16 protein-coding genes are annotated in these 17,465 nt (G+C 72.7%); 4 read left to right on the forward strand and 12 right to left on the reverse strand.

Annotated features, from left to right (window positions below):
• Positions 1-120: 120 nt before the first annotated feature.
• The 4 genes from ITJ48_RS04725 to ITJ48_RS04740 all read right to left on the reverse strand — a co-directional run bounded on the left by ITJ48_RS04725 (position 121) and on the right by ITJ48_RS04740 (position 4,486).
• Entirely contained in the window at positions 121-1,230 is a 1,110-nt protein-coding gene (locus tag ITJ48_RS04725; RefSeq protein WP_370544780.1) for a hypothetical protein, read from the reverse strand.
• Positions 1,227-2,480, reverse strand: coding sequence for a sensor histidine kinase (locus ITJ48_RS04730; protein WP_194612598.1), 1,254 nt, complete (start codon positions 2,478-2,480; stop codon positions 1,227-1,229). Before ITJ48_RS04730 ends, ITJ48_RS04725 begins: the two co-directional genes overlap by 4 nt.
• Positions 2,470-3,168: a response regulator transcription factor gene (locus ITJ48_RS04735; protein ID WP_223269329.1), complete on the reverse strand. Its 699-nt coding sequence runs from the start codon at positions 3,166-3,168 to the stop codon at positions 2,470-2,472. The genes ITJ48_RS04730 and ITJ48_RS04735 overlap by 11 nt, the downstream gene beginning before the upstream one ends.
• Before the next feature lie 76 nt (positions 3,169-3,244).
• Positions 3,245-4,486: a class I SAM-dependent RNA methyltransferase gene (locus ITJ48_RS04740; RefSeq protein WP_194612599.1), complete on the reverse strand. Its 1,242-nt coding sequence runs from the start codon at positions 4,484-4,486 to the stop codon at positions 3,245-3,247.
• 26 nt (positions 4,487-4,512) lie between these two features.
• Between ITJ48_RS04740 and ITJ48_RS04745 the strand changes: the two genes are divergently transcribed.
• The 4 genes from ITJ48_RS04745 (at position 4,513) to ITJ48_RS04760 (ending at position 9,629) form a co-directional block, all read left to right on the forward strand.
• On the forward strand, positions 4,513-5,202 hold the full coding sequence (locus ITJ48_RS04745; protein WP_194612600.1) for a nucleoside triphosphate pyrophosphatase: 690 nt from the start codon (positions 4,513-4,515) through the stop codon (positions 5,200-5,202).
• A gap of 79 nt (positions 5,203-5,281) precedes the next feature.
• Entirely contained in the window at positions 5,282-7,039 is a 1,758-nt protein-coding gene (locus ITJ48_RS04750; RefSeq protein ID WP_194612601.1) for a biotin carboxylase N-terminal domain-containing protein, read from the forward strand.
• Positions 7,040-7,113: 74 nt separating this feature from the next.
• Positions 7,114-7,944: a purine-nucleoside phosphorylase gene (locus ITJ48_RS04755; RefSeq protein ID WP_123546556.1), complete on the forward strand. Its 831-nt coding sequence runs from the start codon at positions 7,114-7,116 to the stop codon at positions 7,942-7,944.
• Positions 7,941-9,629, forward strand: a complete 1,689-nt coding sequence (locus ITJ48_RS04760; RefSeq protein ID WP_194612602.1) for a phospho-sugar mutase — start codon at positions 7,941-7,943, stop codon at positions 9,627-9,629. The genes ITJ48_RS04755 and ITJ48_RS04760 overlap by 4 nt, the downstream gene beginning before the upstream one ends.
• Positions 9,630-9,731: 102 nt before the next feature.
• On the opposite strand, the gene ITJ48_RS04765 is transcribed toward ITJ48_RS04760, so the two are convergent.
• Genes ITJ48_RS04765 through ITJ48_RS04800 form a run of 8 tightly spaced genes read right to left on the reverse strand, consistent with a single transcriptional unit; the run spans position 9,732 to position 17,441 of the window.
• Positions 9,732-10,004 (reverse strand): PTS sugar transporter subunit IIB, encoded by a 273-nt coding sequence (locus ITJ48_RS04765; RefSeq protein WP_123546558.1) that lies wholly within the window; start codon positions 10,002-10,004, stop codon positions 9,732-9,734.
• Positions 10,001-10,447, reverse strand: coding sequence for a PTS sugar transporter subunit IIA (locus ITJ48_RS04770; RefSeq protein WP_194612603.1), 447 nt, complete (start codon positions 10,445-10,447; stop codon positions 10,001-10,003). Before ITJ48_RS04770 ends, ITJ48_RS04765 begins: the two co-directional genes overlap by 4 nt.
• A gap of 2 nt (positions 10,448-10,449) precedes the next feature.
• The gene (locus ITJ48_RS04775) at positions 10,450-11,574 is read right to left on the reverse strand and encodes an adenosine deaminase (protein ID WP_192042087.1); all 1,125 of its coding nucleotides are present in this window, start codon (positions 11,572-11,574) and stop codon (positions 10,450-10,452) included.
• Between the two features lie 54 nt (positions 11,575-11,628).
• On the reverse strand, positions 11,629-12,930 hold the full coding sequence (locus tag ITJ48_RS04780) for a thymidine phosphorylase (protein WP_194612604.1): 1,302 nt from the start codon (positions 12,928-12,930) through the stop codon (positions 11,629-11,631).
• Positions 12,931-12,944: 14 nt separating this feature from the next.
• A complete protein-coding gene (locus tag ITJ48_RS04785; protein WP_314100563.1) occupies positions 12,945-13,364 on the reverse strand; it encodes a cytidine deaminase in 420 nt (139 codons plus the stop codon).
• A complete protein-coding gene (locus ITJ48_RS04790) occupies positions 13,361-14,650 on the reverse strand; it encodes an ABC transporter permease (RefSeq protein WP_194612605.1) in 1,290 nt (429 codons plus the stop codon). Before ITJ48_RS04790 ends, ITJ48_RS04785 begins: the two co-directional genes overlap by 4 nt.
• Complete coding sequence (locus ITJ48_RS04795) at positions 14,647-15,924, reverse strand: ABC transporter permease (protein ID WP_194612606.1); 1,278 nt, start codon at positions 15,922-15,924, stop codon at positions 14,647-14,649. Before ITJ48_RS04795 ends, ITJ48_RS04790 begins: the two co-directional genes overlap by 4 nt.
• Positions 15,921-17,441: an ABC transporter ATP-binding protein gene (locus ITJ48_RS04800; RefSeq protein ID WP_194612607.1), complete on the reverse strand. Its 1,521-nt coding sequence runs from the start codon at positions 17,439-17,441 to the stop codon at positions 15,921-15,923. Before ITJ48_RS04800 ends, ITJ48_RS04795 begins: the two co-directional genes overlap by 4 nt.
• Positions 17,442-17,465: the final 24 nt, after the last annotated feature.

The raw sequence follows: 17,465 nt of genomic DNA on the forward strand, positions 1-17,465 counted from the left end.
TAAGCGAGTTCTCAGTCGGGGGCGGATCGGGGCGACATTCGGGTTGTCGCCCTGGACCGGGATATCTCCCATGAGGGCCAGACGGGTGTCTGGCCCTCTTTCCCGTTCCCGGGGCAGTCCCTAGCGCACGACCGGGCGGTCCTGCTCGAGGTCCTCGAGGTCCTCGACCCGTCCCAGGTCGGCCGAGATCCCGGCCCGGCGCGGGATCTGCAGCCAGAGGAGGACCTCGTCGTCGTCGTCGTCCTCGTCGGCCTCGGCGGAGACCCCCCGCCCGAGAGCGCTCGAGCTGAGGTCCGGCGATCCGAGGCCGACGACGCTGACGGCGTGGTCGCCGCCCCCGACGGTCCGGATGATCAGCTTGTCGGCGCGCGAGCCGTGCAGGGCCGCGGCGAGGGCCGCGTGGATCCGCCGCAGCTCGTCGTCGGGGACGTCGTCGATGCCGCCCTCGTCGAGCAGGCTGACCTCGGCCCCCCGGCGTCGCGCCGCCATGACCTCGCGACGGACCTCGTCGTCGAGGAGGCGCCTCCCGCGGATCTCGTCCCGGATGGCGCCCTCGAGATGGAGGCTCTCCTGCCGCTGCTCGGGTGACAGGTCGCCCGACTGCGACACGATGGCCTGCAGCATGGGCCGGGCGGTCCGGCCCGTCTGCAGGAGGCGGTACTGACGCTCGTTGACGTGCGCCTCCTGGGCTGCCTGCCAGTCCGCGGCCTCGTGCTCGGCCAGGATGAACTCCCGCGTCTCTCGACCGGCCCGGGTCAGCGTGGACGAGATGGCGTGGGAGAAGGCGACCCAGCTGACGCTCCCGACGATGCCGAGGTCGGCGATCTCGGCCACGCCCGCCCACGCGACTCCCTGCACGGCCATGAAGCCGACGCCGAGCCACGCGAAGCCCTGGCGACGACGCGTCGAGACGATCACCATGAGCGTGCCCACGGCAGCGACGTACCAGGTCGCGTAGCCGTTCTCGGCGTCGGGGTCGAGGACGCTCGTCACGACCAACGGCACCACGATGCTCACGGCGAGGGCGAAGGCGGCCGCCCAGACGGGCAGCACCGGCTGGCGGCTGGGCCAGAGCACGACGGCCGTGACGACCGCGTACGCGACCATGCAGGCGACGACGGGGACGGGATCGGCGACCTGGCCGAGCGAGACCGCGCCGAGCACCAGGTGGTAGCCGGAGAAGACCGCCGCCAGCGAGACGATGAGCCAGCGGGGGACGGTGATCCTCACGACGCGTCTCCCCTCGACGGGCCGACGACGAGGCCCGCGGGCCACATCACGCGGACGACCGTGCCCGCACCCGGCCGGGAGTCGATGCAGGCCCGGCCGCCCGCGTTGGCGACGCGTTCGATGATCGACACCCGGACTCCGAGACGCTCCACGGGCACGGCACCCGGGTCGAAGCCCGCCCCGTCGTCGCCGACCTCGACGAGCACGCCGGCGTCGCCGGTGCGCTCGAGGGCGACCCACCGCCGGACAGGGCCGGCGCCCGCGTGCTGGGAGCTGTTGACGAGCGCCTGGGCCGCGGCGCTGACGATGGCCTCCACGGCGGTGGTCGGCAGCACCCGGTCGTCCGCGTCGTCGACGCGCAGCTCGACGGCGACGCCGGTCGCGTCCACCGCGTCGGACAAGCGCCTGCGGAGGACGCTGAGGGTCGTCGTCGACTCGTCGAAGGGCGTCGTCGCGGCGGCCGAGGTGAGGTGGGCCATCGCGTTCCGGGCCATGGTCGTGGCCAGGACCTGCTCCGCCGGCGTGTACGCCCGTGCGGCCTGGATGAAGGTGGTGAGCACGCTGTCGTGCACGATGGCGTCGACCTGCACGCGTTCGAGCTCCGTGGCGTGCTCCCGGATGGCTCCCGAGTAGCGGGCGACCGCCGTGGCCTGCGCGGCGTCCACGGCCGCGCTCGCCTGGCGCAGGATGAGCACGAGCACGAGCACGGCCCCGCCGAGCAGGATCGCGTAGGTGGAGTCGAGCGCCGCGCGCGTCAGCGACTCGCCGCCTCCCGACGGGGTCAGCCGGATGGCGCCGTAGACGAGCGGGACCACGACCGAGTAGCCGATCGCGATCCACGCGGAGAAGGCGTAGGCCGCCGCCGCGGTGGCGACGGTGCAGAGGTACCAGAGCCACGGCACGCCGGCGAGGACCTGGTCGGGGTCGACGACCGCCAGGGGCCACGTGACGATCGCGACGAGGTAGGACACCGCGAGGATGGCGCAGGTCGTCTCGACCCCGCGCACGACGACGCTCGCCACGCCGACGGCCACGATCGCGCCGAGCATGCCCAGCCCGATCAGCCAGGCCCACGCCACCTGCATGACCTCGATCTGGGCCATCGTCGTCGGCAGCGCCTGCAGCCCGAAGATGAGCCCGGCGAGGGCGATGACCCGGCCGAGCACCTTGTCGAACAGGGCACGGCTGATCGGGTTCCGCGCCGAGCGCGTCGTCGGCGGCGTCAGCGCCGGGAGGGGCTCAGCGGCCATCGCCGTCCGCGTCGAGTCCCGGCAGGATGCCGTCCTCGACGGCACGACGGAGCAGGTCGACCTTCGTGGGAGCCGGACGACCCACCTCGACGTACTTGACGCGGATGCGGTCGAGGTACTCCCGAGCGGTCGAGTAGCCGATGCCGAGCTGCTGGGCGGCGAGCTTGAGGGGCAGGCCCGAGGCGTAGAGGTGCAGGATCTCGCGCTCACGCCGGCCGAGCTGGGCCTTGGCGAAGTCGCGGTCGGCGTCGATCGCGCTGGCCCACTCGAGGTTGTTGAGCACGTCCCCACGGGCGACGGTCGCGACGGCCGCCATGACGGTCTTCGTGGCGGAGGACTTGGGGATGACGCCGGCGGCGCCCGCGGCGAGCGCCTCGCGGACGCTCGCGACCCGGTCGGCGATGCTGTGCACGAGCACGGCGGAGCCGGTCGCCTGGACCCGCTTCACGTTCTCGGTGACCGTCGAGCCGTCGCCGAGCGAGAGGTCGAGGACGACGACGTCGACCTCGCGGCCCGCCAGCGACTCCACCAGCTCCTGCACGCCGGCCGCGGTCAGCACGACGTCGAAGCCCTCGGCCTGGCAGGCCGCCTGGATGCCGAGCCGCACCGACTCGTGGTCGTCCACGATGGCGACGCGGACGGGGGCGGGGGTCGTCGACGCCGGAGCGTCCGTCGAGGTGTCGGTCACGATGGTCCTTCGTTCGCGTGCGACCCGGTCCCTGAATTCCGGGTCGTCAACGTCGTCATCGTAACGTGACGGGGCGTCACCGACGGAGCAGCCGGACCACCGTCTCGACGTGGTGCGTGCTGGGGAACAGGTCGAAGGCCCTGATCGCGTCGACGTCGTACCCGTGGTCGCGGAACAGCGCGAGGTCGCGGGCGAGGGCGACGGGGTCGCAGGCGACGTAGACGACCTGCGCCGGGGCGAGCTCCGCGATGCCGTCGACCACGGGTCGGCCGGCCCCCGAGCGCGGCGGGTCGAGGACGACCGTCGCCGAGCGGAAGCGGTCGCGCTCGGCCGAGGTCGCCTGGGCGGCGGCCTGGCGCACCCAGCGGTCGACCCGTCCGGTGACGGCCGAGGCGCCGAGCCAGTCGGCCAGGTTCTCGGACGCGTGCTCGGTCGCGCGCTCGTCGCTCTCGACGCTCGTGATGCGCACGCGGCTGCCGAACGCGTCGCCCACGGCGGCCGCGAGGAGCCCCACGCCGCCGTAGAGGTCGAGGTTGGCTGCGCCGGGCTCGAAGCGCTCGGGGTCGACCATCTGCTGGACGGCGGCGGTCAGGGTCGCCGCGGCGTGGCGGTGCACCTGCCAGAAGCCGCCGTCGTCGAGCTGGAACGTGCGGTCGCCGACCACCTCGGTGACCGTGCTGGGCGCCTGGCCCCCGATGATCAGGCGGGCGCCTCCCGTGCTGGGGGCGAGCACGTCGACGTGCTCCTCGCCGGGGAACGCGTCGCCGAGGGGCGCGACCTCGGCGACCTCAGGGGTCGCGAGGGGCAGGTCGGCGACCCGCACGACGCGGTGCGACCGGGCGGCGTACTGCCCGGGGCGCCCCTCGGCGTCGAGGTGCAGGCGCACCCGCGTGCGCCAGCCCGTCCCTCCGCGCTCGTCGTCGCCGGGCAGCGCCTCGACCGTGACGGTCGCCTGTTCGTCGGGGAGCCCGCCGGTGCGCGTGAGGGCGTCGCGGACCACCTGCGACTTGAGCTCGCGCTGGTGGCCGAGCTCGATGTGCCCGAACTCGGCACCGCCCGCGCGGTCCTCCGGAGCGCGGTCGACGGAGGCCGCCGACCAGACGTGCTCGCGACGGTGCGGGCTGGCCTCGACCACCGAGACCGTCTCGGCCCGCCAGAACGACTTCTTGCGGTCGTCGGTCACGCGGGCGCGCACCGTCTCGCCCGGCAGCGTGTCCGACACGAACACGACCCGCCCGTCGAGGCGCGCCACCGAGATGCCCCCGTGTGCGATCCCGGTCACGTCCAGTTCGACCTCGCGGCCCAGCATGTCTCCCATGCTCCGAGTCTGCCAGGCTGGCGGACATGACCGTTCCCCTCTACCTGGCCAGCACCTCCCCCGCGCGCCTCGCGCTGCTGCGTGCCGCGGGCGTCGAGCCGGTGCTCATCAGCCCGGGCGTCGACGAGGAGGCGGCGGTCGCGCGGGCCGAGGAGGCGGCGGGCCGAGCGCTCTCCGCCTCCGAGACCGTCTCGCTCCTGGCCAGGGCGAAGGCGGAGGCCGTCCTCGACGTGACCGTCGACGGGGAACCGCTCGACGGCCTGGTCCTCGGCGGCGACAGCGCGTTCGAGTTCGACGGCGAGGTGCACGGCAAGCCGCACGAGCCGGCCCTCGCCCTCGAACGCTGGCGACGCATGGCCGAGGTCGGCCGGGGCACCCTCTGGTCGGGGCACTGGCTGATCGACCACCGCGGCGGCTCGCCCCGCGCCGACGCCTCGTTCCCCTCGGGCGGCGCGGGCGCCGTCGCCAGCGCCGACCTGGTCTTCGCCGACGACCTGGAGCCGGCCGAGCTCGCCGCGTACGTCGAGACCGGCGAGCCGCTCGAGGTCGCGGGCGCCTTCACCATCGACGGCCGCGCCTCGGCGTTCATCACCCACATCGAGGGCACGCCGAGCGCCGTCGTCGGCCTGTCGGTGCCCGTGCTGCGCTCGCTGGTGCGCGGCTTCGGGGTGTCGTGGCACGAGCTGTGGACGACGCCGACCTCCGGCGCTTTGTAGCAATCCTCACGCGCCTCCTGCGTGTTTTCGTGCACGTCAGCCAAAGGAGGCTGCGGGCGGCGCAATAGGGTGGGGAACTATGCCGTCCATCAGCAAGGTCCTCATCGCCAACCGTGGAGAGATCGCGGTCCGGGTCGTCCGCGCAGCGCGCGACAGCGGGATCGGCAGCGTCGCCGTCTACGCCGACCAGGACAGGGACGCGCAGCACGCCCGCCTCGCCGACGAGGCCTACGCGCTCGGCGGCACCACGAGCGCCGAGACCTACCTCGTCATCGACAAGATCCTCTCGGTCGCCCGCCGCTCGGGAGCCGACGCCGTGCACCCCGGCTACGGGTTCCTCGCCGAGAACGCCGACTTCGCCCGCGCCGTGACCGCCGCGGGGCTCGTCTGGATCGGCCCCTCCCCGGAGGCGATCGAGCAGCTCGGCGACAAGGTCAGCGCCCGGCACATCGCCGAGCGCGTCGGTGCGCCGCTCGCGCCCGGCACCCTGAACCCCGTCTCGGGCGCCGACGAGGTGCTCGACTTCGTCGACCAGCACGGTCTCCCCGTCGCCATCAAGGCGGCCTTCGGCGGCGGCGGACGCGGCCTCAAGGTGGCCCGCACCCGCGACGAGGTGCCCGAGATGTTCGACTCGGCCGTCCGCGAGGCCGTCGCCGCCTTCGGCCGCGGCGAGTGCTTCGTCGAGAAGTACCTCGACCAGCCCCGCCACGTCGAGACCCAGTGCCTCGCCGACGCGCACGGCAACGTCGTCGTCGTGTCGACGCGCGACTGCTCGCTGCAGCGCCGTCACCAGAAGCTCGTCGAGGAGGCGCCCGCCCCGTTCCTGACGGAGGCGCAGACCACCGCGCTCTACGAGTCGTCGAAGGCGATCCTCCGCGAGGTCGGCTACGTCGGCGCGGGCACCTGCGAGTTCCTGATCGGCAAGGACGGCACGGTGTCGTTCCTCGAGGTCAACACCCGCCTCCAGGTCGAGCACCCCGTGTCCGAGGAGGTCACCGGCATCGACCTCGTCCGCGAGCAGTTCCGCCTCGCCGAGGGCGGCGTGCTCGAGTACGGCGACCCGGAGCCCCGCGGCCACTCGTTCGAGTTCCGCATCAACGGCGAGGACGCGGGCCGTGGCTTCATGCCCGCACCCGGCCCCGTGCACGTCTTCAAGGCGCCGGGCGGCCCCGGCGTCCGCGTCGACAGCGGCGTCCAGGCCGGCGACGAGATCAGCGGCTCGTTCGACTCGCTGCTCGCCAAGCTGATCGTCACCGGTTCGTCCCGCGAGGACGCCCTCGAGCGCTCGCGCCGTGCCCTCGACGAGTTCGAGGTCGCGGGCCTGCCGACCGTGCTGCCGTTCCACCGCGCGATCGTGCGCGACCCTGCCTTCGCGCCCGTGGGCGACGAGCCGTTCTCGATCTACACCCGCTGGATCGAGACCGACTTCGTCAACGACATCCCCGCGTGGAGCGGCGAGGCCGAGGCGCCCCGTCCCGACGACGAGCGCACCACCGTCGTCGTCGAGGTCGGCGGCAAGCGCGTCGAGGTCTCGTTGCCCGCCGGTCTCGGTGCGCGCACCGCGCCTCCTGCGGCTGCCCCCCGCCGCCGCGGCTCCGGTCGCGGTGCCGTGGTCACCGCCACGGGTGCCGAGGTGAAGTCGCCGATGCAGGCGACGGTCGTCAAGGTCGCCGTCGAGGAGGGCCAGCAGGTCGTCAAGGGCGACCTCGTGCTCGTGCTCGAGGCCATGAAGATGGAGCAGCCGGTCGCGGCCCACCGCGACGGGGTCGTCTCGGGCATCTCGGCCGCCGTGGGCGAGACGGTCTCGTCGGGCCACGTCCTCCTCAGCATCGACTAGCCCGCCCGCGTCGCCCAGCCGGGCGTGTGCGTCGGAGCGGAGCGAGCCGGGGCGCGGGACCTAGAGTGGACGGCATGTCCGAGACACCCACGCACCCCCTCGACGGTGCCGCCGACCCCTTCGAGGTCGCCCGCACCGCCGCCGCCCAGATCGCCGAGGCGACCGGCGTAGCCCACCACGACGTCGCCCTCACCCTGGGCAGCGGCTGGGCGAAGGCCGCCGACCTGATCGGCGAGACCACCGCCGAGATCCCGGCGACCGAGATCACGGGCTTCAGCGCCTCGGCGGTCGTCGGCCACACGGGCTCGATCCGCAGCATCGCGCTGCCGAGCGGGAAGAACGCCCTCGTCATCGGTGCCCGCACGCACTACTACGAGGGCCACGGCGTCCGCCGCGTGGTGCACAGCGTCCGCACCGCCGCCGCCACGGGCGCCCGCACGATGATCCTCACGAACGGCGCCGGCGGCATCAAGGAGACCTGGACGCCCGGCAGCCCCGTCCTGATCAGCGACCACATCAACCTCACGGCCGACAGCCCCCTCGAGGGCGCCACCTTCATCGACCTCACCGACCTCTACTCGGCACGCCTGCGCGAGCTCGCCAAGGGCATCGACCCGACCCTCGACGAGGGCGTCTACACGCAGTTCCGCGGGCCGCACTACGAGACGCCCGCCGAGGTCCAGATGGCGAAGGCCATGGGCGGCCACATCGTGGGCATGTCGACCGCCCTCGAGGCCATCGCCGCCCGCGAGGCCGGCATGGAGGTGCTCGGCATGTCGCTCATCACGAACCTCGCCGCCGGGATCCAGAAGACGCCGCTGAGCCACCAGGAGGTGCTGCAGGCAGGCAAGGACGCCGAGGCCGCCATCAGCCAGCTGCTGGCTCGCATCGTGGCGGCCCTGTGACCGACCACGCGGCACGGGTCGACGAGGCCGCACTGGTCGCCGCCGCCCGCTCGTGGCGTGACCAGGACCCGGACGCCGAGACGCGCGACGAGCTCGACGCCGTCCTCGCGGCCGTCGAGTCGGGCGACGCCGCCGCCGTGGCCGACCTGCACGACCGCTTCGACTCGCGCCTCGCGTTCGGCACCGCCGGGCTGCGCGGTGCCCTCGGAGCAGGCTCGGCGCGGATGAACCGCGTGCTCGTCGCCCAGGCCGCGGCCGGGTTCGCGGCGTTCCTCACCGGTCGCGAGAGCGCCCCCTCGATCGTGATCGGCTACGACGGACGCAAGAACAGCGCCGTCTTCGCCCGGGACACGGCCGAGATCATGGCCGCGGCCGGCGTCCGCACCACGATCCTCCCCCGCGCCCTGCCCACTCCCGTGCTGGCCTTCGCCGTCCGCCACCTCGACGTCAGCGCCGGCGTCATGGTGACCGCGAGCCACAACCCCGCACGGGACAACGGCTACAAGGTGTACCTCGGCGGGGTCGACGCGGGGTCGCAGATCGTCGCGCCGGTCGACGCCGAGATCGCGGCCCACATCGACGACGCCGCCACCCGCCCCGTGAGCGACCTGCCCCGGTCGGACGACTGGTCCGAGGCCGGCGACGACCTCGTCGGCGAGTACGTCCGCCGCACGGCCGCGCTCGCCGGCACCGCCGCCTCCGGCACGCAGCCCCGCGTCGTCTACACGGCGATGCACGGCGTCGGGTGGGAGGTCGCCCGTCGGGTCTTCGCCCAGGCCGGCTTCGTCGAGCCGATCCCCGTCGCCGAGCAGTCCGCGCCCGACCCCGACTTCCCGACCGTGGCGTTCCCCAACCCCGAGGAGCCGGGCGCGCTCGACCTCGCCTTCGCCACCGCCGACCGCGTCTCGGCCGACCTGGTGATCGCCAACGACCCCGACGCCGACCGGCTCGCCGTCGCCGTGCCGTCGGCCGACGGCTGGCGCCGCCTCTCGGGCAACGAGGTCGGAGCGCTGCTCGGCTGGCGCGCCGCCGAGCGCGCCCGGCGGGACGACGTCGACGGCACCCTCGCCGCGAGCATCGTCTCGTCGCCGGCCCTCCGGGAGGTCGCCCGCCGCTACGACCTGGACTACGTCGACACCCTCACCGGCTTCAAGTGGGTGTCCCGCGTGGGCGGGCTGCTGTACGGCTACGAGGAGGCCCTCGGCTACCTCGTCGACCCCGAGAAGGTCCGCGACAAGGACGGCATCTCCGCCGCCGTCGACTTCCTCGCACTGGCGGCCGAGCTCAGCGCCGCCGGCTCGACCGTCGCCGAGCACCTCGTCGCCTTCGACGAGCGCTTCGGCGCGTACGCGTCGTCGCAGATCTCGCTGCGGGTCGACGACCTCGCCGAGATCGGACGGCTGACGAGCCGACTGCGGGAGGCGCCTCCCGCGACCGTGGGCTCGCATCGCGTCGACCGTGTCGACGACTTCCGCGACGGCTTCGGCGGGTTCCCCGCCGGCGACGTGCTGCGCTACTGGTTCACCGACGGGTCACGGGTCATCGTGCGCCCCAGCGGGACCGAGCCGAAGCTCAAGGTCTACATCGACGCGTCGAGCACCGAGGGCGACGCTCGCGACCGCCGCGTCGCCGCGGAGGCGGCCGTCGCCGACCTCGACGCGGGGATGCGCGAGCTGCTGAGCTGACCGAGACCGCGGGCCGGCGGGCTCGCGGACCACAGGAGGGGCCAGGTCGCACGTCGTGCGTCCTGGCCCCTCCTCGTGGTGTGCCCAGGTGGGCGCCCCTGCTCAGCCGAGCGAGCGCTGCAGCTTCTCGGTGAGCTCGGCCTGGTCGAAGTGGTTCTGGATGACGATGACGTCCGCGAAGGTCGCCCCGATCGCCTCGACGAACTCCTGCGACGTGAGGATCACCTGGGCGTCGTCCGCGACCGTGCCGATGGAGGCGACGTCGGCGGCGACCACGTCGGCCTCGATGTCGAGCCGTGCCAGGACGCGCTCGGCGTTGACCTTCAGGATCCCGCTGCTGCCGATGCCGGCGCCGCAGATGGTCACGATCTTCACGCGGTCATCCCCATCAGCCGGCGTACCTCGTCGGCGCTCGTGGCGGCCGCCAGCGCCGGGATCACCGTGGAGTCGTTGAAGACGTTCGCCAGGTCGGCGATGGACTCGAGGTGGCCGCCCACGGACTCCACCGCGAGGCCGAGGACGACGCTCACGGGGTCGTTGTGCGGGTGGCCGAACGGCACCGGCTCGGCGAGGGTCACCACCGCGAGGCCGTCCTGCAGGACGCTCTCGTCGGGGCGGGCGTGCGCGAGCACGAGGCCCGGCGCGATGACGGCGTACGGGCCGTGCTCCTCGATCATGCGGACCATCTCGTCGCCGTAGCCGTCACGCGTGGAGCCCGAGGCGCTGAGCGCGTCGCCCGCCCGCAGGACGGCGGCACGCCAGTCGGGGGCGTCGGCGGCGATGACGACCGCCGAGTCCGGCAGGGACGGGAGCGCCACGGTCAGACCTCCCCGAAGCCTGCCGTGATGCGGTCGGCCAGCGCCTCGCGGTCCTCGAGGGGCAGGAAGCTCGACGCCGCGGCGTTGAGCTGGAACGTCTCGAGGTCGGACACGCCGTAGTCGAACGCCTGGGCGAGCAGCGCCAGCTCTTTCGTGAGGCTGGTGTCGCTCATCAGGCGGTTGTCCGTGTTGACCGTGACGCAGTAGCCGAGCTGGTAGAGCAGGTCGAACGGGTGGTCGTCGAGGTCGCGGCCCCACGCGGCGATCGCGCCGGTCTGGAGGTTCGACTGCGGCGACAGCTCGAGGGCGATCTCGCGGTCGCGGACCCACGCGGCGATCGGGCCGAGCTCGACCGTCGTCTGGTCGCCCGCGGACGCGACGACCCGGATGTCCTCGGCGAGGCGCACGCCGTGCCCGAGGCGCAGGGCCCGGCCGTCGAGGAGTGCGCTGCGGATGCTCTCGAGGCCGTCGGCCTCGCCCGCGTGCACGGTGACCGGCATGAACTCACGGGCCAGCAGGTCGAAGGCCGGCCGCTGGTTCGACGCGGGGAACCCCGCCTCGGCCCCGGCGATGTCGAACCCGATCACGCCTGCCTCGCGGTGCTTGATCGCGAGCTGCGCGATCTCGAGGCCGCGGTCGGCGTGCCGCATCGCGGTGACCAGCTGGCCGACGGAGATGACGTGGCCCTCGCCGTCGAGCTGGTCGATCGCCTGCTCGATGCCGCGCTGGACCGCCTCGACGGTCTGGTCGAGGCTCAGTCCGCCCTGCAGGTGCTGTTCGGGAGCCCAGCGGACCTCGCCGTGGACGACGCCGTCGGCGGCCAGGTCGAGCACGAACTCGCGGGCCACCCGCTCGAGGCCGGCCTCGGTCTGCATGACCGCGGTCGTGACGTCGAACGTCTTCAGGTAGTCGGGCAGGTTGCCGGAGTCGGCGCTGTCGACGAACCATCGCCCCAGCTCGTCGGCCCCGCCCGTGACGGGCAGCTCGTAGCCGATCTCGTCGGCCAGCTCGACGATGGTCTGGGGCCGCAGCCCGCCGTCGAGGTGGTCGTGCAACGACACCTTCGGCAGGGGGGCGATGCGGGGTCCGCCGTCAGGCAGGCGGTAGTCCTTGTCCGGTGCGCTCATGGGACAAGGCTACCGCCGCCGACCGTCACGCCGCTGGGGGTCGCCGCCTGTCGGTCAGGAGACGCGGCCGGCGACCAGGGGGCCGCGCTCGACGCGCTCGTCGCCGATGGTCCAGGCGCCCTCGACGGCCTCGAGCGCACGCTCGAAGCGAGCGGGCTCGTCGGCGTGCAGGGTGAAGAGCGGCTGGCCCTCGACGACGGCGTCGCCGAGCTTGGCGTGCAGCTCGATGCCGGCGGCGGCCTGCACGGGGTCCTGCTTGCGGGCACGGCCCGCGCCGAGGCGCCAGGCACCGATGCCGAAGGGCAGCGCCTGCTGGTCGGTGACGAAGCCGCTGCGCGCCGCCGTGACCACGTGGGTCTCGCGGGCGGTGGGCAGGGCCGCGTCGGGGTCGCCGCCCTGGGCCCGGATCATGGTCTTCCAGGCGTCCATCGCCCGGCCGTCGTCGAGGGCGGCCTCGACGTCGGCGTCGGGCTGACCCGCCAGCGTGAGCATCTCGCGAGCGAGCGCGACCGTGAGCTCCCGGATGTCGGACGGACCGCCTCCGGCGAGGGTCTCGACCGACTCCCGCACCTCGAGCGCGTTGCCGATCGTGAGGCCGAGGGGGACGTTCATGTCGGTGAGCAGGGCGGTCGTCGCGACGCCCGCGTCCTTGCCTAGGTCGACCATGGTCTGCGCCAGCAGGCGCGACTGCTCGATGTCCTGGATGAAGGCGCCCGAGCCGAACTTGACGTCGAGCACGAGCGCGGCCGTGCCCTCGGCGATCTTCTTGCTCATGATCGACGAGGCGATGAGCGGGATCGCCTCGACCGTCCCCGTGATGTCGCGGAGCGCGTAGAGCTTGCCGTCGGCGGGGGCGAGGCCCGAGCCCGCCGCGCAGACGACGGCACCCGAGTCGGCCATGATCTCGCGCATGCGCTCGTTCGAGATCGACGCCTGCCAGCCGGGGATCGACTCGAGCTTGTCGAGCGTGCCGCCCGTGTGCCCGAGGCCGCGGCCCGAGAGCTGGGGCACGGCGACCCCGAAGGAGGCGACCAAGGGCGCCAGGGGCAGGGTGATCTTGTCGCCCACTCCCCCGGTCGAGTGCTTGTCGACGGTCGTCTTGCCGAGGCCCGTGAAGTCCATCGTCTCGCCGCTGCGGATCATCGCCAGCGTCATGTCGCGGATCTCCCGACGCTCCATGCCGTTGAGGAAGATCGCCATGGTGAGCGCGGCCATCTGCTCGTCGGCGACGTACCCGCGCGTGTACGCGTCGATGAGCCAGTCGATCTGGGGGGTCTCGAGGGCGTCGCCGCGACGCTTCACGCGGATGAGGTCGACGGTGTCGAAGGGCTCGACGGCTGCTGTGGTGGTGGTCATGGCGGTGCTCCTAGCTACGACTGCGAGTCGCGGTACTGCTCGAGTTGACGGGGCCCGAACGCGTCCGGGATCACCTCGTCGATGGTCTTGAGGCCGGAGACGGTGTCGAGCACCATCGTCTCGTGGGAGTGCTCGTAGAGCAGCTGGCGGCACCGGCCGCACGGCATCAGCACGCCGCCGTTGCCGTCGACGCAGGCGAACGCGACGAGCTGGCCGCCGCCTCCCATGACGAGGTCGGTGACGAGCGAGCACTCGGCGCAGAGGGTGATGCCGTACGACGCGTTCTCGATGTTGCAGCCGGTGACGAGACGGCCGTCGGCGGTCAGCGCGGCGGCCCCCACGGGGAACCCTGAGTACGGCACGTACGCCTTGGTCATCGCCTCCCGGGCGGCCTGGCGCAGCGCCTCCCAGTCGGTCGTCTCGGCGACGCTCACGACTTGACGTAGGGCTTGCCGGACGCGGCCGGGCCCCGGGACTGGCCGACGAGGCCGGCGACGGCGAAGATCGTGACGACGTACGGCAGCATGAGCATGAACTCGCTCGGCACCGGCGAGCCGATGGCCCCGAGCACGTTCTGCAGGTTCGAGGCGAAGCCGAAGAGCAGCGCGGCGAGCGTGGCCCTGATCGGGTCCCACCGGCCGAAGATGACCGCTGCGAGGGCGATGAAGCCGGCGCCCGCCGTCATCTCCTTCTGGAAGTTGCCGAGCGAGCCGAGCGTGAAGTACGCGCCGCCGAGACCGGCGATGGCCCCCGCCAGCGAGACGTTCCAGAAGCGGGTCGCGTTGACCTTGATGCCCACGGTGTCGGCGGCCTGCGGGTGCTCGCCGACCGCGCGGAGGCGCAGGCCCCAGCGGGTGCGGAAGAGGCCGTAGAAGACCACGGCGATCGCGATGTACATCAGGTACACGATGATCGTCTGCCGGAAGAACACCGGCCCGACGATCGGGATCTGGCTGAGGCCCGGGATCGGCAGCTGCGGGAACCGGACGCCCTGGTTGAGGGCGTCCGACTTCGTGAGCACCTGCGAGTACAGGAAGCTCGTGAGCCCCGTGACGAGCACGTTGAGCACGACGCCCACGATCACCTGGTCGACGATGTAGCGGATGCTGAAGACGGCCAGGACCATCGACACGAGCACGCCCGCCACCATGGCGGAGGCGAGGCCCACGTACGCGGACCCGGTCGCGGACGCGACGACGGCCGAGACGAAGGCGCCCGCCAGCAGCTGGCCCTCGATGGCGACGTTCACGACGCCGACCCGCTCGCTGATGACGCCGCCGAGGGCGCCGAAGATCAGCGGGGTGCTCAGGGCGAGCGCGCCGAGCAGGAGGCCGGGGACGGGGATCGTGGCGTCGGCGCTGGTCCAGGTCAGGAACGCGACGAGGAAGAGGACGCCGAAGACGGCGACGAGCCAGATCGGCACCCGCCGTGCGCTGCGGGCGCGCACGAAGGCCCCGACCGTCACCGCGGCGAGCACGACCGTGAGGGCGATGCCTGTGGCTGCCGAGGGCAGAACCGCGTCGGGCAGCGCGAAGAAGTCGGTCGCGGTCGCGAGGCGGAACGTGCTGGACCCCTCGCGAGGGTTCGCGACGAACAGGATCACCGCGATCACGGTGAAGACCGTGAACGCGATCGGCGCCTTGTAGCTGCGCGTGGCGGTGCGGGCGAGGCCGGGGGTCGGCGCGGCGGGGACCGCCGTGTCGGGGGTCAGGGTGCTCACTTGGTGACCACCGCCTCCTTCTTCGAGCCGCGGGGCACCCGACGGGCGCCCGGCGCGGGCAGACGGAAGATGCTGCGGACGAGCGGCGGGGCCGCCACGAACAGCACGATCAGGGACTGGACGACGAGGACGATGTCGATGGGGACGCCGTTCGCCGCCTGCATGGAGTAGCCGCCGGCCTTGAGCGCCCCGAAGAGGATGCCCGCGCCGAAGACGCCCCAGGGGCGCGAACGACCGAGGAGGGCGACGGTGATGGCGTCGAAGCCGATGCCGGCGTCGATGCCGGAGGTGAAGCCGGTCGTGAGCGTGCCGAGCACCTGGGTCGACCCGGCCACGCCGGCCAGGGCACCCGAGATGAGCATCGCGTAGAGGTAGATGTTCTTGACGTTCATGCCGGCGGTGCGCGCCGCGTGCGGGTTCTCGCCGACCGCCCGGAAGCGGAAGCCGAGCGTCGACCGGTTGATCAGCCACCAGACGACGGCCGTGATGACGATGACGAGCAGGAAGCCCCAGTTGAGGTTGTACCGCGCGCCGAACAGGTCGGGGAGGATCGCGCTCGGGAGCGTGGCCGGCGACTTCGGGTTCGGGCTGCCGGGCGCCTGGAGCAGGCCGGGGGTGCGCAGCGCGTACGCGATCAGGTAGAAGGCGACGTAGTTGAGCATGATCGTGAGGATCACCTCGTGAGCGCCGGTGCGTGCCTTGAGCAGGCCGACGATCCCGCCCCAGACGGCGCCGCCCGCGATGCCCGCGAGCAGGGCGAGCGGGAGGTGCACGGCGAGGGGCAGGTCGAACGAGAAGCCGACCCAGCCGGCCGCGCCGGCCGCGATCAGCATCTGGCCGCGGGCGCCGATGTTGAAGAGGCCGACGCGGAACGCGAGGGCCACGCCGAGGCCGGCGGCGATCAGCGGCACCGAGTAGTTGAGCGTCTCGGTCAGCGGCCGGATGCCGGCCGCGAAGCCGTCGACCCGGAAGTTGTAGACCGCGCCCTGGAAGAGCGAGGAGTACGAACCGCCGACGGACGCCCAGAAGTCCTGGAAGAAGTCGGAGGGGCGGGAGAAGAAGTAGCCGGTGGTCGCCTGGACGTCGGGGTCGGTGAAGCCGATGAGGAGGCCCGAGACGACGAGGGCGAGCACGACGGCGAGCACGGAGATCGCCGCGTTGCCCGTGGTGATCTCGCGCAGCAGGCGCGAGCCGCGCGAGTCGCCGCCCTCGGGGCCGCCGCCGGTCGGGGGGCCCTGGGGCGCCGGGGTGGTCGTGGTGGTCGCGTCGCTCACGCCGCGGTCTCCTTAGCCTGGGGGGCCTCGCCGGCCATCATGAGCCCGAGCACGTCGCGCGGGGTGTCGGCCGGGACGATGCCGATGATCGTTCCGCGGTACATCACCGCGATGCGGTCGGCGAGCGCGACGACCTCGTCGAGCTCTGTGGAGACGACGATGACGGGCACGCCCGAGTCGCGCGTCGCGACGATGCGCTTGTGCACGAACTCGATCGAGCCGACGTCGATGCCCCGCGTCGGCTGGGCCGCCACGAAGAGCCGCAGGTCGCGGCTCAGCTCGCGCGCCAGGACGACCTTCTGCTGGTTGCCGCCGGAGAGGCGACCGGCAGGCGTGGCGATGCCCTGGGTGCGGATGTCGAACTCGCGCACCTTCTCGACGGCGAACGCCGCGAGCTCGGCGAGCCGGAGCGAGCCCCGACGCACGAAGGGACCGGACTGCGAGCGGTCGAGCATCAAGTTCTCGGCGACGGTGAACTCGCCGACGAGGCCGTCCTCGTTGCGGTCCTCCGGGACGAAGCCGACGCCCGCGTCGAGAACACGGCGGACGCTGTGCCCGGTGATGTCGCGGCCGTCGAGCGAGACGCGGCCCTGGACGCGCGGCTGCAGGCCGAGGATCGCCTCGGTCAGCTCGGTCTGGCCGTTGCCCTGGACGCCCGCGATCGCCAGCACCTCGCCGCGGCGCACCTCGAACGACACGTCGTCGACGACGACCTGTCCGATCGGGTCGACCACGCGGAGCGACTCGACCACGAGGGCGGCCTCGCCGGGGTCGGCAGGCCCCTTCTGCACGGTGAGCTCGACCGCGCGGCCGACCATGAGCGAGGCGAGCTCGGCGTTGCTGGCGGTGGGCTCGGCCTCGCCGACGACCTTGCCGAGCCGGATGACCGTGATGCGCGACGCGACCTCGCGGACCTCGCGGAGCTTGTGGGTGATGAAGACGATGCCCGTGCCCGCGTCGCGGAGCTGGCGCATGATGCCCATCAGCTCGTCCGTCTCCTGCGGGGTCAACACGGCGGTGGGCTCGTCGAAGACGAGGACCTTCGCGTCGCGCGACAGGGCCTTGACGATCTCGACGCGCTGCTGGACGCCGACCGGGAGCTCCTCGACGACGGCGTCGGGGTCGATGTCGAAGCCGAAGCGACGGGAGATGTCCCGCACCTTGGCGCGCGCGGCCGCCAGGTCGAGGCGACCGCCGCCCTTGGTCTCCTCGTGGCCGAGCATGACGTTCTCGGCGACGGTGAACACGGGTACGAGCATGAAGTGCTGGTGCACCATGCCGATGCCGGCAGCCATGGCGTCGCCGGGTCCTGCGAACTGCTGGACGACGTCGTCCAGCAGGATCTCGCCCTCGTCGGCCTGGTACAGGCCGTAGAGGACGTTCATCAGGGTCGACTTGCCGGCACCGTTCTCGCCCAGGAGAGCGTGGATCTCTCCTGGCTCGACGGTGAGGCTGATGTGGTCGTTGGCGGTCAGTGCGCCGAATCGCTTGGTGATGCCCTTGAGCTCGAGCTTCATCTCGTCAATCTACCTCGGTGTAGG

This window comes from Frigoribacterium sp. VKM Ac-2530, from assembly GCF_015350835.1.
Lineage (GTDB): Bacteria > Actinomycetota > Actinomycetes > Actinomycetales > Microbacteriaceae > Frigoribacterium.

Excerpts from the sequence above, each read along its gene's own strand:
- ITJ48_RS04800 (WP_194612607.1), bottom strand. The coding sequence starts at position 17,441 with ATGAAGCTCGAGCTCAAGGGCATCACCAAGCGATTCGGCGCACTGACC.
- ITJ48_RS04745 (WP_194612600.1), top strand. The coding sequence starts at position 4,513 with ATGACCGTTCCCCTCTACCTGGCCAGCACCTCCCCCGCGCGCCTCGCG.
- ITJ48_RS04730 (WP_194612598.1), bottom strand. The coding sequence starts at position 2,480 with ATGGCCGCTGAGCCCCTCCCGGCGCTGACGCCGCCGACGACGCGCTCG.
- ITJ48_RS04780 (WP_194612604.1), bottom strand. The coding sequence starts at position 12,930 with ATGACCACCACCACAGCAGCCGTCGAGCCCTTCGACACCGTCGACCTC.
- ITJ48_RS04740 (WP_194612599.1), bottom strand. The coding sequence starts at position 4,486 with ATGGGAGACATGCTGGGCCGCGAGGTCGAACTGGACGTGACCGGGATC.
- ITJ48_RS04750 (WP_194612601.1), top strand. The coding sequence starts at position 5,282 with ATGCCGTCCATCAGCAAGGTCCTCATCGCCAACCGTGGAGAGATCGCG.
- ITJ48_RS04755 (WP_123546556.1), top strand. The coding sequence starts at position 7,114 with ATGTCCGAGACACCCACGCACCCCCTCGACGGTGCCGCCGACCCCTTC.
- ITJ48_RS04775 (WP_192042087.1), bottom strand. The coding sequence starts at position 11,574 with ATGAGCGCACCGGACAAGGACTACCGCCTGCCTGACGGCGGACCCCGC.